This window comes from Pseudogulbenkiania subflava DSM 22618 (genome assembly GCF_900177275.1).
GTDB classification, from domain to species: Bacteria; Pseudomonadota; Gammaproteobacteria; order Burkholderiales; family Chromobacteriaceae; genus Pseudogulbenkiania; species Pseudogulbenkiania subflava.
In genome coordinates, this window is the sequence record NZ_FXAG01000019.1 from 78,642 (window position 1) to 92,314 (window position 13,673).

Genomic DNA, 13,673 nt, shown 5'->3' on the forward strand with positions numbered 1-13,673 from the left:
CATGTTCACTGCGAAAGGACGAAGGGGGCGCACGGCTCTGGCAGCCGCACTGGCCATGGTTCCTCTGCTGGCCCAGGCCGATAGTACAACGACATTGCCGGACTACCCGTTGGAAGTCTGCGCCTCCGATACATCCCAAAGTGGCGCAGCCGCCGCCGTCACCAACTCCAACATTGTGCAGGGGGATAGCACAATGTTTGCCTCCTATTACAACTACAATGCCCTCACTGGTGCACTGCAAGCCTTCAGCATCGACCCCGCTACGGGCGCGATTATCGACACCAACACCAACGATGCCATCGTTCCCACTCCGCTATGGACTGCCGCAACCAGTACCTCTCGGACGGTCTACGGCAACCCCAGCGGAACGGCCACTCAACTTGCCTCCTCGCTTTGTGATCCGACAGTAACCACAACAAGCAATGGAAATGGTGGCACTCAAACTAGTACCCCCTCTCTATGGCTCACCTATCTACAAGCATCTACTCAACAAGAATGTTCTAACATCATTAGCAAATTACTCGGTAGCACCTCCACCGTCAGTGGATTACGCAGTTATGCAATTGGCACCATCATTCATAGCGAGCCGGTTTATGTTTCTGGGCTGCAACGCCTTTTCCAGCCAGCCAACGATGGAATGCTGCACGCTTTCTATACTGTAACAGGTGGAAGCGGCCAAAGTGCTACTACCGCTGGTAATGAAGCATGGGCCTACATCCCTAAAGCCTTCTTGGCTAGTGTCGGGCAAACCGAAGCCCCAAAGATTGACACTTATGTCCGCAGCACTTATACCACTCACAAATATTGGCTAGACTCTACGCCAGTTATCGAGCCATTCAGCACAAAAACAACGAGCGGCAATCAAACCACCACGAACAGTACCTATTACTTGGCCAGCGGTTTTGGTAAAGGGGCGAAAGGCGTTTATTCGATTCAGGTTGGTACCAACCAAACAACCGTAAACAGCAGTAACAACAACACCAGCACAACGATAACTTCGCAGCCAACATCTCAATGGACATTCAACTCCACCGAGACCAGCACTGATTCCAACGCTTATGTCGGTTACCTCTATGGGCGACCTATTATTACTCAACTTAACGATTCGACCACCTCCCCCACCAAAGTCGCCATCTTTGCGGGAGGCTTCAGCAATACCGACATTGGCTCCGGCATTAATTGTGTCAACATCAACTACGACTCCAGCATAGCCAATGCTAATCGTTGCAATATCTCGAATTACAGCTATCTATTTGTCATTGACTTATCCACTGGCTTACCAATCCAACGCTTCAGGGTGGAAGGCAAAGGACTCAACAAACTTGCTGGCTTCGCTGATAGCTATTCCTCGCTCAATCAAATCAAATATGTGTATGGCGGCGACCTAGACGGCAACGTCTGGCGTTTCGACCTGACAGGAACTCCCGGCAGTTGGCCCAATCCGCTCAAACTGGCAAGTCTCAGCAAACCTATCACAAGCGAGCCTGAACTGGCTGAAATCGATATTAATGGCTCACCGAAACGGTTTGTCTATGTTGGAACGGGGCGCTACCTGACCCCCTCTGATGTTGACAGCGGTGACACTGGGGCAATGTATGGCCTGATCGATCGGGTTGATGACAGTGGCTACACAGACGCAAGTGCAACTATCCCGAGCCAGCTGAGTACCATTTCTCTAGCACAAAGCACGGACACATCCTCCAGCGCCTATACTGGCTCCACCGCCATAAACCCCAATAATGTTTCGACTTATGGTTGGCTGGCGAACCTACCCACTGGTCAGCGGGTCATCAATGCCCCAGCCTTGGCCAACGGTAAAGTACTGTTTACCGCCAACAAGCCCGCTTCCGCTTGTACAAATGGGACCACCGGCATGGAGAGCTGGCTCTATGCCATTGATTACAAAACTGGTTTTCAAACTGCGTATTACACCCTCTCGAATGCCAGCGCCAACAACAACTTCCTGGCCAGCAGGCCAACCATCGTTAAGCTTTCGACAGGGGAATATAAAGCACTGATCCGTTCCACAGACGGAGACACGATCAAAGTCGACCTTGGAAACCTGCTGTCCACCAGCGGCGGCACCGGCAGCACGGTGAAGGGCGTGTTCTGGCGCGAAGTGATCACCCAGTAAGCTGCCTGCTCCCACAAAAAAACCCCGGCCTCATCGACCGGGTTTTTTGTGCACGCTCGATACTCTCAGCCGCGACTGGCGATGATCTTGATCTCAACTTTCCAGGCAGGATTGGCGAGCTTGGCCTCTACCGTGGCACGTGCCGGTACGTGGCCTTCGGCCACCCAGGCGTCCCAGGCCTTGTTCATGGCATCGTAGTCGGCCAGCGAAGCGAGGAAAATGGTGGCATCGACAATCTTGGTCTTGTCCGAACCCAGTTCGGCCAGCAGCGTGTCGATCTGGCCCAGCACGTTGGCCGTCTGCTCGCGCGCGTCGGCGTCGGTGTTTTCCGGCACTTGGCCGGCCAGGAAAATCATGCCGTTGACGACGGCCGCCTCGGCCAGCCGCTTGCCCGGTTTGTGACGATAGATGGTCATGGCACTCCTTAAATAAACAGTGGAATTCGCACACGGGCTCCCCCTTGGAGCCCGACAATAAAAAACGGCGGGAGTGCGTCCCGCCGTCGTGCAGTGTATCAGAACCCGTTCTGGGTCAATGCCTGATCAGGCAATGGACACCCGGCGCAGGCGCTGGGCATAGGTCTTGAGCGCTTCGATGCCGCTGGCCTCGGCACGAGCACACCACTCCTGCAGCTCTTTCAGCAGCTGCTCGCGCGTCAGGCTGGAGCGCTCCCACAGCCGGGACAGCTCCTGACGCATGGAGTAGATGGTCTGTAGCACATGGCTCTTTTCCAGCAGTTCCGCCAGCTGCTTGCGCTCTTCCTCCGGCGTGTCCTTGGCCTCCTGCTTGAGCCAGGTCTTCATCTTGCCGGCCAGATTACCCTGGCCCAGTTTTTCTATCTCGCTGCGATAGACACCCTTCAGTTCGCGCGCATAGCGGGCCGCCAAAGCGTAGCGGTTAGCAACCACCGCCTGCAGATGTTCGACATCCAGGTGCGGACGCGACGGGTCTTCGGCCAACCTGGGCGCTACCTTGCGGACTTTCGCCAGCCCCAGCATTTCCAGGATGCGGATATACATCCAGCCGATGTCGAACTCGTACCATTTGTAGGAGAGCTTGGCCGAGGTGCCGAAAGTGTGGTGGTTATTGTGCAGCTCTTCGCCACCGATCAGAATGCCCCAAGGCAGGATATTGGTGGAGGCGTCTTCGTTCTCGAAGTTGCGATAGCCCCAGTAGTGGCCGATGCCGTTGATGATGCCGGCCGCGGTCAGCGGAATCCAGATCATCTGCACCGCCCAGATGGTCAGCCCGATTGGGCCGAACAGCACGAGATCGATCGCCATCATCAGGATGATGCCCTTGGCGCTGTGACGAGTGTAGACGTTGCGCTCGAGCCAGTCGTCGGGGGTACCATGGCCGAATTTTTCCATGGTGCTACGGTCTTTGCAGGCGACACGATAGAGTTCGGCGCCTTCGAAGAATACTTTCTTGATGCCCAGCACTTGCGGGCTGTGCGGGTCTTCGGCGGTTTCGCAGCGGGCGTGGTGCTTGCGGTGCACCGAAGCCCACTCCTTGGTCACCATGCCGGTGGTCAGCCAGAGCCAGAAACGGAAGAAATGGCTTGGAACAGGATGCAGGTCCAGGGCGCGGTGAGCCTGATGGCGATGCAGGAAGATGGTCACCGAGGCGATGGTAATGTGCGTCAGCACCAGGGCGACGGCAACATATCCCCACCACGGCAAGTCAATCAAACCATTAATCCATTCCATTAAATCGCACACCTCATCAGGGATAAAGTCTCATTGTAATAAATAGTTAGCGCAATGTCAGACTCTTTCTTCGCCGATGTGTTCCCCTAGCGCTCTGGTGTAACATATGATGTCTTTTTACACTTTCAGAAGCCGATGCTTGTGCCGCAAAAAAAACGTCTGATCATTGCAGGTGGAGTACTGGGTGGCCTGTTCGTCCTGTACGGCGGGGCCGCCTACTGGGCTGGCCTCAAGGCCGAGGATACGCTGGCCGAACAACACCGCATGCTGGCGGAGTTTCCTCTGTTCAAGGTGAAGTCCCACAGCTATGAACGAGGCTGGTTCTCGTCCACCGAGACCACCGAGCTCACTTTCAACCGCCGCCTGTCGGGGCCGTACGAAGCCATGCTGCCGGACAACCTGCGTCCCCTGCTCGGCTCGACCATCCGCTTTACCCATCACGTCAAGCACGGCCCGCTGCCAGGCATCGGCAGCTTCGACTTCCGCCCGGCGCGCGCCCTGGTATCGACCGAGTTCGCCATGAGCGACGCCACCCGCAAGACGCTATCGCGGTTCTTCGGCGACAAGGACCCCATCACCGTCACCAACCGCCTGGGCTTCGGCGGCGGCGGCCTGCTGGAGGTCAACATCCCTTCGTTCGACTACGACGAAGCGCTGTCCGGGGTGAAGGTCAAGTGGAAGGGCTTCGACCTCAAGGTCGATTACGCCTCCGGCTACAAGGAATACAAGACCGAGGCTCTCTCGCCCGGGTTCCTGCTCGAAGCGTCGACCAAGGGCTCGCTGGCCTTCGACGGAGTCAAGTACCTGTCCGACGTGCGTCCGGGCAACAGCGGCATCAAGCTTGGCACCAGCGAGCTGACGGTAGGCAACGTCCAGCTCAACTGGAAGGAAAGCGTTCCGTATAACCTCAAGCTCAACGAGCTGGTCTACGTGTTGACGCGCATTCGCGTCGGCGAGTTCATCAACCCGTCCGGCGAATTCCGCCCGTCCAACGTAGGACTGAAAGACCTGCGTTACCAGATGGTGACCAGCGAGCAGGACCAATTCGTCAATACGCGCGGCAAGTTCGATTTCGCCAGCTTCAACCTCAACGACAAACAGTATGGCCCGATGAAGCTCGACGTGTCGGCCAACCATCTGCATGGCCCGACCTTGCTCAAGCTCGATCAGGAGATCGGCAAGATTCCGTTCGAAGGGGTTGACCCGACCATTCTGCGCCAGCGCTACGTGAATGCCATCAAGACCTACGGCGTACCGCTGCTGGAAAACAACCCGCGCCTGGTGGTCAACGAGTTCTCGCTGCGCATGCCGAGCGGCGAAGCGCGGCTCAAGGGTAACCTGACGCTCACCGGCTTCCAGAAGACCGACCTGCAAAACCCGCTGACCTTCCTCAAACGCTTCGAGGCCGAGGCCAGCGTCAACCTGCCGCGCCAGACCCTGGAAGATCTGGTGGTGGCGCAGGCGCGCAACCTGTTCACCGTCGACGCTTCGGCGGAAGACCAGCCGAACCTGAAAGAAGTCGACGATCTGGCGCGCAGCCTGCTCGACAGCCAGCTGGCGCAATGGACCGAGCAGGGCTATCTGAAACAGCAGAACGGTCAGATTTCCACCGATCTGGAATACAAGCATGGCGTGATGACCATCAATCACAAGAAGGTCGATCTGCCATGGGAAGAGAGCGACGCCCCGGACGCCACACCGGCCAGCACCGGCAGCTGATCGCCACAAACCAACAAGGGGGCCTAGGCCCCCTTGTTCCATTACGGTCTTGCGACCGCTCAGTCTTCCATCTGGCTTTGCAGATAATTCTGCAGGCCGACCTTCTCGATCAGGCCCAACTGGGTTTCCAGCCAGTCGACGTGCTCTTCTTCGCCTTCCAGGATGTCTTCGAGCAGATCGCGGGTGACGTAGTCGCTGACGCTCTCGCAATGGGTAATGGCTTCGCGTAGCAGCGGCAGCGCCTCCAGCTCCAGCTTGAGGTCGAGTTCGAGCATTTCCTGCGGTTTTTCACCGATGTACAGCTTGCCCAGATCCTGCAGATTGGGCAGGCCTTCGAGGAACAGGATGCGCTCGATCAGCCGGTCGGCATGCTTCATCTCGTCGATGGATTCGTGATACTCATGCTCGTTGAGCTTTTTCAGACCCCAGTTCTTGTACATGCGGGCATGCAGGAAGTACTGGTTGATGGCGGTGAGTTCGTTCTTGAGGATTTGATTGAGGAATTTTAGGACTTTTTTATCGCCTTGCATGACAAGCTCCTGTGCGCATATCTTGAAATTATTGCACACGGGTTTACCAGCGCAAGGCCGGGTGATGTGACTTGCGGTGAAGTTTGCGCCGGAGGCAGCGCGGCTCAGGCGACTTCGCGAAAGGGCGAGTGGGCTTCGGCGGTGAGCTCGGTCAGGGTGTCTTTGATCAGCTGGTGGGCACAGCTGGCGCAACGGCCGCAGTCGGTCGCGACGCCCAGTTGCTGAGCGACGTCACGCAGGCGGGTTGCCCCGTCCATGACGGCATCGCGAATCTGCGTATCGGTCACACCATGACAAAGACAAACGTACATGTTTTCACCCAGCACGTATAAATGTGAATTATTATCATTATGAGAATAAACAAGAACCATTGTCAACTGGAACCGACCACCCCATGAGAATCTGGAAACCAAATGTCACCGTGGCCGCCGTCATCGAGCGCGAAGGCCGCTTCCTGATGGTGGAAGAAGACACCCCCGAAGGACTGCGCCTGAACCAGCCGGCTGGCCACCTGGAACATGGCGAAACACTGTTCGAGGCGGTGCGCCGCGAAGTGCTGGAAGAAACGGCGTGGCATTTCGAACCGGAAGCGCTGGTGGGCATCTACCTGGCTGACAAGCCGGGCAGCGATATCACCTACCTGCGTTTCACCTTCTGCGGCCGGGCCTTGCGCGAAGAGACGGAGCGCCGCCTGGACGATGGCATCGTCGCCGCCCCCTGGCTCACCGCGGCGGAAATCCGTGCCCGTACCCGCCAGCATCGCAGCCCGGCCGTGGCGCTGAGCCTGGAGGACTGGCTAGCCGGCCAGCGCCTGCCGCTGGCGGTGATCCAGCACCTCAGCAACCGGGACAAGACATGAAGTGGTGGCTCTGGCTCGGAGTGCTGGCCGTCAGCGACGCCCATGCGGACGCCCTCCCCCTCTGTTACCATTATGGCTGCAAACGTGAGGCCCACTTCGAGGTCGGCGCCGATGACAAGCAGCGGCTGGCCCGTCTGCTGTCCAACGACGCCACGGCCGAGGCCGAGCGCGCCGCCATCAAAGCCGCGGTGCGGGAGTTGTACTTGATGGCTGGGCGTAGCACCCCCATCTGGCAGGACAAGGGAGGCAACTTCCCGGACGGTACCGCCGATGGACGCATGGATTGCGTGGATCACAGCCGCAACGTCACCACCTTCCTGAATTATCTGCAGGAGCAGGGATGGCTGCGGTTTCATACTGTCGGCAAGCCGGTGTGGCGTGCGCCATCGATCCTCGACCTGCATTACACCGCCGTGTTGCACGACGGTGGCAACGGTGAGGATTGGGCCGTGGACAGTTGGTTCAAGGATTTCGGGGCACCGCCGGAGGTGGTGCCCCTCGCTATTTGGAAAGAAGGATATTCCCCGTGACGGGTAAGAAACGCATTGTCGTCGGCATGTCCGGCGGCGTGGATTCGTCGGTCACCGCCTGGCTCTTGAAGCAGCAGGGCCACGAGGTGATCGGCGTGTTCATGCAGAACTGGGAAGACGACAACGACGACGAATACTGCTCGATCAAGCAGGATGCACTGGACGCGATGAGCGTGGCCGACATCGTCGGCATCGACATGGAGATCGTCAACTTCGCCAAGGAATACAAGGACCGCGTGTTCTCGTACTTCCTCAAGGAGTACTCGGCCGGCCGCACGCCCAACCCGGACGTGCTGTGCAACGCCGAGATCAAGTTCAAGGCCTTCCTCGACTACGCCATGGCGCTGGGGGCGGATTGCATCGCCACCGGCCACTACGCGCGCAAGGCGGAGCACGACGGCAAACACTACCTGCTGAAGGCGGTGGATCACACCAAGGACCAGAGTTACTTCCTGTATCGGCTCAACCAGGCGCAGTTGTCAAAGGCGATGTTCCCGCTGGGCGACATCCGCAAAACCGAGGTGCGCCAGCTGGCCGAACAGGCCGGTTTGCCGACGGCGGCCAAGAAGGACAGCACCGGCATCTGCTTCATCGGCGAGCGGCCGTTCCGCGAGTTCCTGCAGCGCTACCTGCCGACCCAGCCGGGCGACATGGTAACGCCGGAGGGCAAGCGCGTGGGCCAGCACGAGGGACTGATGTACTACACGCTGGGCCAGCGCAAAGGGTTGAACATCGGCGGCGCCAAAGACGGCAGCGGCGAGCCGTGGTTCGTGGCTGGCAAGGACATCCCAGGCAACCGCCTGATCGTGGTGCAAGGGCACGACCACCCCTTGCTGCTGAAGAGCACGCTGGCGATGGGCGATTTGTCGTGGACGCTGGACGAGGCACCGGCAGCCGGCGACTACGCTGCCAAGAACCGCTACCGCATGGCCGACGCAGCCTGTTCGCTGTCGCCGGTGGTGGATGGCCAGGCCACCCTCACCTTCCGCGACAAGCAGTGGGCGGTGACGCCGGGCCAGTCGGCGGTGCTGTACGATGGGGATGTGTGTCTCGGCGGCGGCATCATCCGCTGAGAGCAGGCGAATAAATCTGCTGCGCCCCTCAAGGCAGCCTCTGCGATGCTCGCCGTACCATTTGTACGGCTGCGCTTCTCAAGCCTGCCTTGAGGCGCTCGCGACGATTTCTTCACCCGCTCTGCCCTCACCTTGCCACTCAATCCAACGGCCACTCGCGACGGATCCTGAACCCGTTCTGAGCCCCACTCTCTCCTCTATCAATACGACTATCAACACGACGGCCGCTCACAGCGGCCGTTTCCTTTTCGTGGCTCAGGGCATGGCCTGCGCGGATGTTTCGCCCGGCACCGGGCCGGGCTGCGGCTCGTCCGACAGCGGATGGCGTGCCGCCAGCCAGTCGTGCAGCAGCTGCGCGGCCTCAGCAGTGCGTCTTGCCGCCGGCAGCGCCAACAGATAGCCGTTGCCAGTGAACAAGGTTTGGGCGAAGGGCGTGATCACCGTGCCACGCTTCAGTTCTTCCTCCAATAGCACCACATCCGCCATCGACACCCCAAAGCCTTGCTGGGCGGCGTTCATCGCCAGGTCCAGGGTGTCGAACAACTGGCCGCTGGCTGGGTTGACGCCCTTGGCCCCGACCGATTTCAGCCACAGCGTCCAGTCGCGCCGGTCTCGCGAGGCGTGCAGCAGCGGGAAGCGAACCAAATCTTCCGGTTCGTTCAGAGAATGGCCGAACGATTCCAGCAGCGCCGGCGCGCAGACAGGCGTGAGCTGCTCACGGAACAGCGCGGTCTGCCGCGGCTGGCGCGCCGGCACCGGCCCAAACACGATGGCGAGATCGAACGGCTCCTTGGCGAAGTCGACATCGTGCTCGTGCACGCTGGTGACTTCGACCTCGATCTCCGGGTGCTCCTTGCGAAACTGCATGATCTCGCGCAGCAGCCAGCGCGAGATGCACGACGGCGCCTTCAGGCGCAGGTGGTCGCGCGCCAGCCGCGCCGCTTCCACACCCTTGCCCAGCGTCGCCAGCGCACGCGTGACATAGGGCAGCAGCGCCTCGCCTTCACTGGTCAACACCAGCCGGCGCACCTGGCGATGGAACAAGGGGTAGCCCAGCTGTTGCTCTAGCTGGGCTATCTGCTTGCTCACGGCGCCTTGCGTGAGACAAAGCTCGTCCGCCGCCAGCGTGAAGCTCATGTGGCGAGCGGCAACCTCGAAAACCTGCAGGCCGTACAGCGGAAGTTGGCGTGGTGTCACGACGTGTCATGCCTGAAAAAAACTCATGCATAACATGCCGATAAATCGTTTGTCGCACAAGCCCCGGCGCCCGTTTAATGGGGTCAAACGCCACCCGATGGCACAGACACAACAACCGGGGGATGATATGACCGACTCCATCACACCACGCTCCAAACTGCCGAACGTGGGCACCACCATCTTCACCGTGATCGGCCAGCTCGCCGCCGAGCACCGGGCGATCAACCTGTCGCAGGGCGCGCCCAACTTTCCCTGCGCGCCGGAGCTGATCGAGCACACTCACCAGGCCATGCGCGACGGCCACAACCAGTACTCGCCGATGGCCGGACTGTACGCGCTGCGCGAGGCGGTCGCCGGCAAGGTGGCGACGCTGTACGGCCATCATTACGACCCGGAGCACGAGGTCACCATCACCGCCAGTGCCAGCGAGGGGCTGTTCGCCAGCATCACTGCGCTGGTCCACCCCGGCGACGAGGTGATCGTGTTCGAGCCCTGCTTCGACAGCTATGCACCGATGATCGAGCTGCAGGGGGCCAAGGTGGTGTCGTTCAAGCTGGCGCCGCCGACGTTCGCCATCCCTTGGGACGAGGTCGCCGCGCGCATCACACCGCGCACCCGCATGATTCTGCTCAACAGCCCGCATAACCCGAGCGGTGCCGTGCTGGGCGACGAGGACATCGCCGCACTCAAGCGCCTCACCGCCGGCACCGACATCGTGCTGCTGTCCGACGAGGTCTACGAACACGTGGTGTTCGACGGCGCGCTGCATCACAGCATGAGTCGCTACCCGGAGCTGGCCGAGCGTGCGGTGGTGGTGGCCTCGTTCGGCAAGACCTTCCATATCACGGGCTGGCGCGTCGGCTACTGCCTGGCGCCGGCGGCCCTGATGGAGGAGATCCGCAAGGTGCACCAGTTCGCCATGTTCGCCGCCGACACGCCGATGCAGTATGGCTTGGCGCGCATCATGCAGACCCCGTCTCATTATCTCGGACTGGCGGATTTCTACCAGCAGAAGCGCGACCTGCTGGTCGACTGCCTGGCCGGCTCGCGCCTGACGCTGCTGCCGTCGGCCGGGAGCTTCTTCATGCTGGCGAGCTACGAAAAGATCAGCGACCAATCCGACAGCGACTTCGTGCAGACGCTGATCCGCGAACACCAGGTGGCGACCATTCCGGTGTCGGCGTTCTATAGCGACGGCACCGACCATCGTCTGATCCGCCTGTCGTTCGCCAAGGACGACGCCACGCTGCGTGCCGGGGCCGAGAGCCTCTGCCGCCTGTAGGAGCCCGATGATGTCAACTGCACAGCAGCTTACCGCCGCCACCGTCCAGATGGTGTCCGGCGATGACCTTTCGGCCAACCTCGAACGCGCCCGCGCCCTGGTGGCTGAGGCCGCCGAGGCTGGAGCCGAACTGGTGGTATTGCCGGAGTATTTCTACCTGATGCCGGAGGATGAGAACGAACGGGTCGCGCTGGCCCGCCCGCTCGGTGACGGCCCAATCTACCACTGTCTGGCCGAACTGGCGGAACGGCACCGGCTGTGGCTGGTGAGCGGGACCATCCCATTAGCGAGCCCGGAGCCGGGCAAGATGTTCAATGCCAGCCTGCTGTTCGGGCCGGACGGCCGCTGCCGGGCGCGTTACGACAAGATTCACCTGTTCGGCTTCGACAACGGCAGCGAGCGCTACGACGAATCGGCCACCATGAGTGCCGGTGAACAGGTGACTAGCGGCGACACGCCGTGGGGACCGCTGAGATTGTCGGTCTGCTACGATCTGCGCTTTCCCGAGCTGTACCGCCAGCGCCCGGAGCCGACGCTGATCACCGCCCCGGCCGCATTCACCCATACCACCGGCGAGGCTCACTGGGAGCTGCTGCTGCGCGCCCGTGCTGTCGATAACCTGGCCTTTGTCATCGGCGCCGGCCAGGGCGGCGTGCACCCCGGCGGCAAGCGCACCTTCGGCCACAGCCTGATCGTGGACCCGTGGGGCACGGTGCTGGCCCGCCACGACGACGGCGAAGGCATCGCTCTGGCCACACTCGATCTGAATCGGCAGGCGCAGTTGCGCCAGCGCCTGCCCGCCTTACAACACCGGCGTCTGGACTAACGCCGGATCCCTTACAACAAGACGGTCCGCATCCCCTCTACAAAGGAAGGCAACACCATGAAGAAGCAAACCACGCTGGCCCTGCTGTCGCTGATCGTTCCACTCGCGGCGCATTCGGCCGATACCCTGCGCATCGCTACCGACGCCACCTACCCGCCGTTCGAATACGTCGACGCCAACGGCAAGGTATCCGGCTTCGAGGTGGACTTCGCCTACGCCGTGTGCAAGGAAATGAAGGTGCAATGCGAGGTGGTCAACCAACCGTGGGACGGCTTGATTCCCGGGCTGCAGGTGAAGAAATACGACGCCATCATGTCATCGATGAACATCACCGACGAGCGGCGCAAGGCGGTGGATTTCAGCAAGGTCTACTACCTGATGCAGAATCGCTTCGTCACGGCCAAAGGCCATAAGGGCGAGATTCAGCCGGCGGCACTCAGCGGCAAGACCATCGCGGTGCAGACCGGAACGCCGCAGGACCGCTTCGTCACCCAGCAGTTCGGCAAGTCCGCCACCATCAAGCGCTACGTCAACGCCCAGGACCCGATGATGGAGCTGACCTCGGGCCGTGCCGACTACACCTTCGGCAACACCGTACAACTGCAGAAAGGCTTCCTGGAAACCGCGCCTGGCAAGGGCTTCGAGTTCGTTGGCCCGGTATTCGACGGCCGCCAGGACAAGGTACTGGGCGAAGGCGTGGCGGTGGCGCTACGCAAGCAGGACAGCGCGCTGAAGGCTCGCTTCAACGCCGCCATCGACGCCGTGAAGAAGAAAGGCGTGTATCACGAGCTGCTGGTGAAACATAAGCTCGACGGCCTGCTAGCCGACTGAAGCCGTGTTCACCCGCCGCCGCCATCCCTCGCGGCGGGCAACAAAAAACCCGCCATCCGGCGGGTTTTCATTGTGCTTCGGCCAACTCACTAACCATTATGGACATGGCCATTAAGACCGCTATGACCATTCAGGGTGTTATGGCCATTGACGTTGCTGCGGCCATTGAGCTTGAGCTTGCCAGTCAGCCAAGTATGGTCGTAGCTAACGACTTCGAAGGCGTTGCCGAACGGGTCGACGAACGACAGCGAACAGAAGAAGTGGTGATCGTACACCGAGTCGCGGGCTATGGTCTGCCCCTCGCGATTGGTGACGCGCTCACCGGCCAGCTGGTCGATCCACTCCATGAACTCCTGGCCGCTCACTACGAAGGCTACGGCACCGACCGCAGTACTGGACTCGGTATCCTCACACAGCGCCAGACGCACGGTGGCACTGGGGTTGGCCACCATGGTAACGCCATGCGGCTCTTCCTGCATGTGCCGGTAGCGCGGATCGGGCGTCAGACCCAGCACGCGCTGGTACCACTCGATTGCCTTGGTGGCATCCGTAACACGAACATGGATATGGTCGATTTTTCCAAGATTTAGCATGCAGTCCTCGTCCTTCGGCCACCTCAGCGTGGCCTGTATTCCCTAGGCAGTATATCGGAAACTAAGTAGTGCCGCACAACTAAGTTGGAATGATTTTTGCTTCTGTTTGCGTATCTCCCTGATGCCGGTTCGACGATGCGTAAACTCACATTGACCTTGAATGAAGCTGAAGTCTGCACTCTTGAACAATTAGCCAAAGCACACCCCAAGGAATATTTCCGCTTGCGCGGCAAGGCGTTGATTGCTGTCAACCAAGGTCAGGACATTGCCACCGTTGCCGCCGTGTTGCGAATCAGCGGCGAGAGCATCAGAACATGGATTCACAACTGGGAACGCCACGGTCTAGTCGGCATCCTGAATGCTCGTGCCGGTGGACGGCCAGCCAAACTG

15 protein-coding genes are annotated in these 13,673 nt (G+C 60.1%); 9 read left to right on the top strand and 6 right to left on the bottom strand.

Annotated features, from left to right (window positions below):
• Position 1: 1 nt before the first annotated feature.
• Positions 2 to 2,134, top strand: coding sequence for a pilus assembly protein (locus B9N72_RS15805; protein ID WP_085277259.1), 2,133 nt, complete (start codon positions 2 to 4; stop codon positions 2,132 to 2,134).
• 65 nt (positions 2,135 to 2,199) lie between these two features.
• Here the strand turns inward: B9N72_RS15805 and B9N72_RS15810 are convergent, their stop codons facing one another.
• Entirely contained in the window at positions 2,200 to 2,550 is a 351-nt protein-coding gene (locus B9N72_RS15810; RefSeq protein WP_085277260.1) for a RidA family protein, read from the bottom strand.
• 126 nt (positions 2,551 to 2,676) lie between these two features.
• Positions 2,677 to 3,843 (bottom strand): DesA family fatty acid desaturase, encoded by a 1,167-nt coding sequence (locus B9N72_RS15815; RefSeq protein WP_085277261.1) that lies wholly within the window; start codon positions 3,841 to 3,843, stop codon positions 2,677 to 2,679.
• 135 nt (positions 3,844 to 3,978) lie between these two features.
• On the opposite strand from B9N72_RS15815, the gene B9N72_RS15820 reads away from it, so the two are divergent.
• Positions 3,979 to 5,562, top strand: coding sequence for a YdgA family protein (locus B9N72_RS15820; RefSeq protein WP_085277262.1), 1,584 nt, complete (start codon positions 3,979 to 3,981; stop codon positions 5,560 to 5,562).
• A 59-nt stretch (positions 5,563 to 5,621) separates the two neighbouring features.
• On the opposite strand, the gene bfr is transcribed toward B9N72_RS15820, so the two are convergent.
• Positions 5,622 to 6,092 (bottom strand): bacterioferritin, encoded by a 471-nt coding sequence (gene bfr, locus B9N72_RS15825; protein WP_085277263.1) that lies wholly within the window; start codon positions 6,090 to 6,092, stop codon positions 5,622 to 5,624.
• Between the two features lie 104 nt (positions 6,093 to 6,196).
• Positions 6,197 to 6,403, bottom strand: a complete 207-nt coding sequence (locus tag B9N72_RS15830; RefSeq protein WP_085277264.1) for a bacterioferritin-associated ferredoxin — start codon at positions 6,401 to 6,403, stop codon at positions 6,197 to 6,199.
• Between the two features lie 83 nt (positions 6,404 to 6,486).
• On the opposite strand from B9N72_RS15830, the gene B9N72_RS15835 reads away from it, so the two are divergent.
• Genes B9N72_RS15835 through mnmA form a run of 3 tightly spaced genes read left to right on the top strand, consistent with a single transcriptional unit; the run spans position 6,487 to position 8,554 of the window.
• Complete coding sequence (locus B9N72_RS15835) at positions 6,487 to 6,951, top strand: NUDIX hydrolase (protein ID WP_085277265.1); 465 nt, start codon at positions 6,487 to 6,489, stop codon at positions 6,949 to 6,951.
• Positions 6,948 to 7,481 (top strand): hypothetical protein, encoded by a 534-nt coding sequence (locus tag B9N72_RS15840; RefSeq protein ID WP_085277266.1) that lies wholly within the window; start codon positions 6,948 to 6,950, stop codon positions 7,479 to 7,481. Before B9N72_RS15835 ends, B9N72_RS15840 begins: the two co-directional genes overlap by 4 nt.
• Positions 7,478 to 8,554: a tRNA 2-thiouridine(34) synthase MnmA gene (gene mnmA, locus B9N72_RS15845; protein ID WP_085277267.1), complete on the top strand. Its 1,077-nt coding sequence runs from the start codon at positions 7,478 to 7,480 to the stop codon at positions 8,552 to 8,554. Before B9N72_RS15840 ends, mnmA begins: the two co-directional genes overlap by 4 nt.
• Before the next feature lie 255 nt (positions 8,555 to 8,809).
• Here the strand turns inward: mnmA and B9N72_RS15850 are convergent, their stop codons facing one another.
• The gene (locus B9N72_RS15850) at positions 8,810 to 9,751 is read right to left on the bottom strand and encodes a LysR substrate-binding domain-containing protein (RefSeq protein WP_085277268.1); all 942 of its coding nucleotides are present in this window, start codon (positions 9,749 to 9,751) and stop codon (positions 8,810 to 8,812) included.
• Between the two features lie 127 nt (positions 9,752 to 9,878).
• Between B9N72_RS15850 and B9N72_RS15855 the strand changes: the two genes are divergently transcribed.
• Genes B9N72_RS15855 through B9N72_RS15865 form a run of 3 tightly spaced genes read left to right on the top strand, consistent with a single transcriptional unit; the run spans position 9,879 to position 12,690 of the window.
• Entirely contained in the window at positions 9,879 to 11,033 is a 1,155-nt protein-coding gene (locus B9N72_RS15855; RefSeq protein ID WP_085277269.1) for a methionine aminotransferase, read from the top strand.
• Between the two features lie 10 nt (positions 11,034 to 11,043).
• On the top strand, positions 11,044 to 11,859 hold the full coding sequence (locus B9N72_RS15860; protein ID WP_085277275.1) for a carbon-nitrogen hydrolase family protein: 816 nt from the start codon (positions 11,044 to 11,046) through the stop codon (positions 11,857 to 11,859).
• Between the two features lie 57 nt (positions 11,860 to 11,916).
• A complete protein-coding gene (locus B9N72_RS15865) occupies positions 11,917 to 12,690 on the top strand; it encodes a transporter substrate-binding domain-containing protein (protein ID WP_085277270.1) in 774 nt (257 codons plus the stop codon).
• An 89-nt stretch (positions 12,691 to 12,779) separates the two neighbouring features.
• Here the strand turns inward: B9N72_RS15865 and B9N72_RS15870 are convergent, their stop codons facing one another.
• A complete protein-coding gene (locus B9N72_RS15870) occupies positions 12,780 to 13,283 on the bottom strand; it encodes a VOC family protein (RefSeq protein WP_085277271.1) in 504 nt (167 codons plus the stop codon).
• Between the two features lie 96 nt (positions 13,284 to 13,379).
• On the opposite strand from B9N72_RS15870, the gene B9N72_RS15875 reads away from it, so the two are divergent.
• Positions 13,380 to 13,673, top strand: a 294-nt coding sequence (locus tag B9N72_RS15875; protein WP_143477847.1) for a helix-turn-helix domain-containing protein, incomplete at its 3' end; no start/stop codon positions are given.

Excerpts from the sequence above, each read along its gene's own strand:
- B9N72_RS15805 (WP_085277259.1), top strand. The coding sequence starts at position 2 with ATGTTCACTGCGAAAGGACGAAGGGGGCGCACGGCTCTGGCAGCCGCA.
- B9N72_RS15810 (WP_085277260.1), bottom strand. The coding sequence starts at position 2,550 with ATGACCATCTATCGTCACAAACCGGGCAAGCGGCTGGCCGAGGCGGCC.
- B9N72_RS15815 (WP_085277261.1), bottom strand. The coding sequence starts at position 3,843 with ATGGAATGGATTAATGGTTTGATTGACTTGCCGTGGTGGGGATATGTT.
- B9N72_RS15820 (WP_085277262.1), top strand. The coding sequence starts at position 3,979 with ATGCTTGTGCCGCAAAAAAAACGTCTGATCATTGCAGGTGGAGTACTG.
- bfr (WP_085277263.1), bottom strand. The coding sequence starts at position 6,092 with ATGCAAGGCGATAAAAAAGTCCTAAAATTCCTCAATCAAATCCTCAAG.
- B9N72_RS15830 (WP_085277264.1), bottom strand. The coding sequence starts at position 6,403 with ATGTACGTTTGTCTTTGTCATGGTGTGACCGATACGCAGATTCGCGAT.
- B9N72_RS15835 (WP_085277265.1), top strand. The coding sequence starts at position 6,487 with ATGAGAATCTGGAAACCAAATGTCACCGTGGCCGCCGTCATCGAGCGC.
- B9N72_RS15840 (WP_085277266.1), top strand. The coding sequence starts at position 6,948 with ATGAAGTGGTGGCTCTGGCTCGGAGTGCTGGCCGTCAGCGACGCCCAT.
- B9N72_RS15855 (WP_085277269.1), top strand. The coding sequence starts at position 9,879 with ATGACCGACTCCATCACACCACGCTCCAAACTGCCGAACGTGGGCACC.
- B9N72_RS15860 (WP_085277275.1), top strand. The coding sequence starts at position 11,044 with ATGTCAACTGCACAGCAGCTTACCGCCGCCACCGTCCAGATGGTGTCC.
- B9N72_RS15865 (WP_085277270.1), top strand. The coding sequence starts at position 11,917 with ATGAAGAAGCAAACCACGCTGGCCCTGCTGTCGCTGATCGTTCCACTC.
- B9N72_RS15870 (WP_085277271.1), bottom strand. The coding sequence starts at position 13,283 with ATGCTAAATCTTGGAAAAATCGACCATATCCATGTTCGTGTTACGGAT.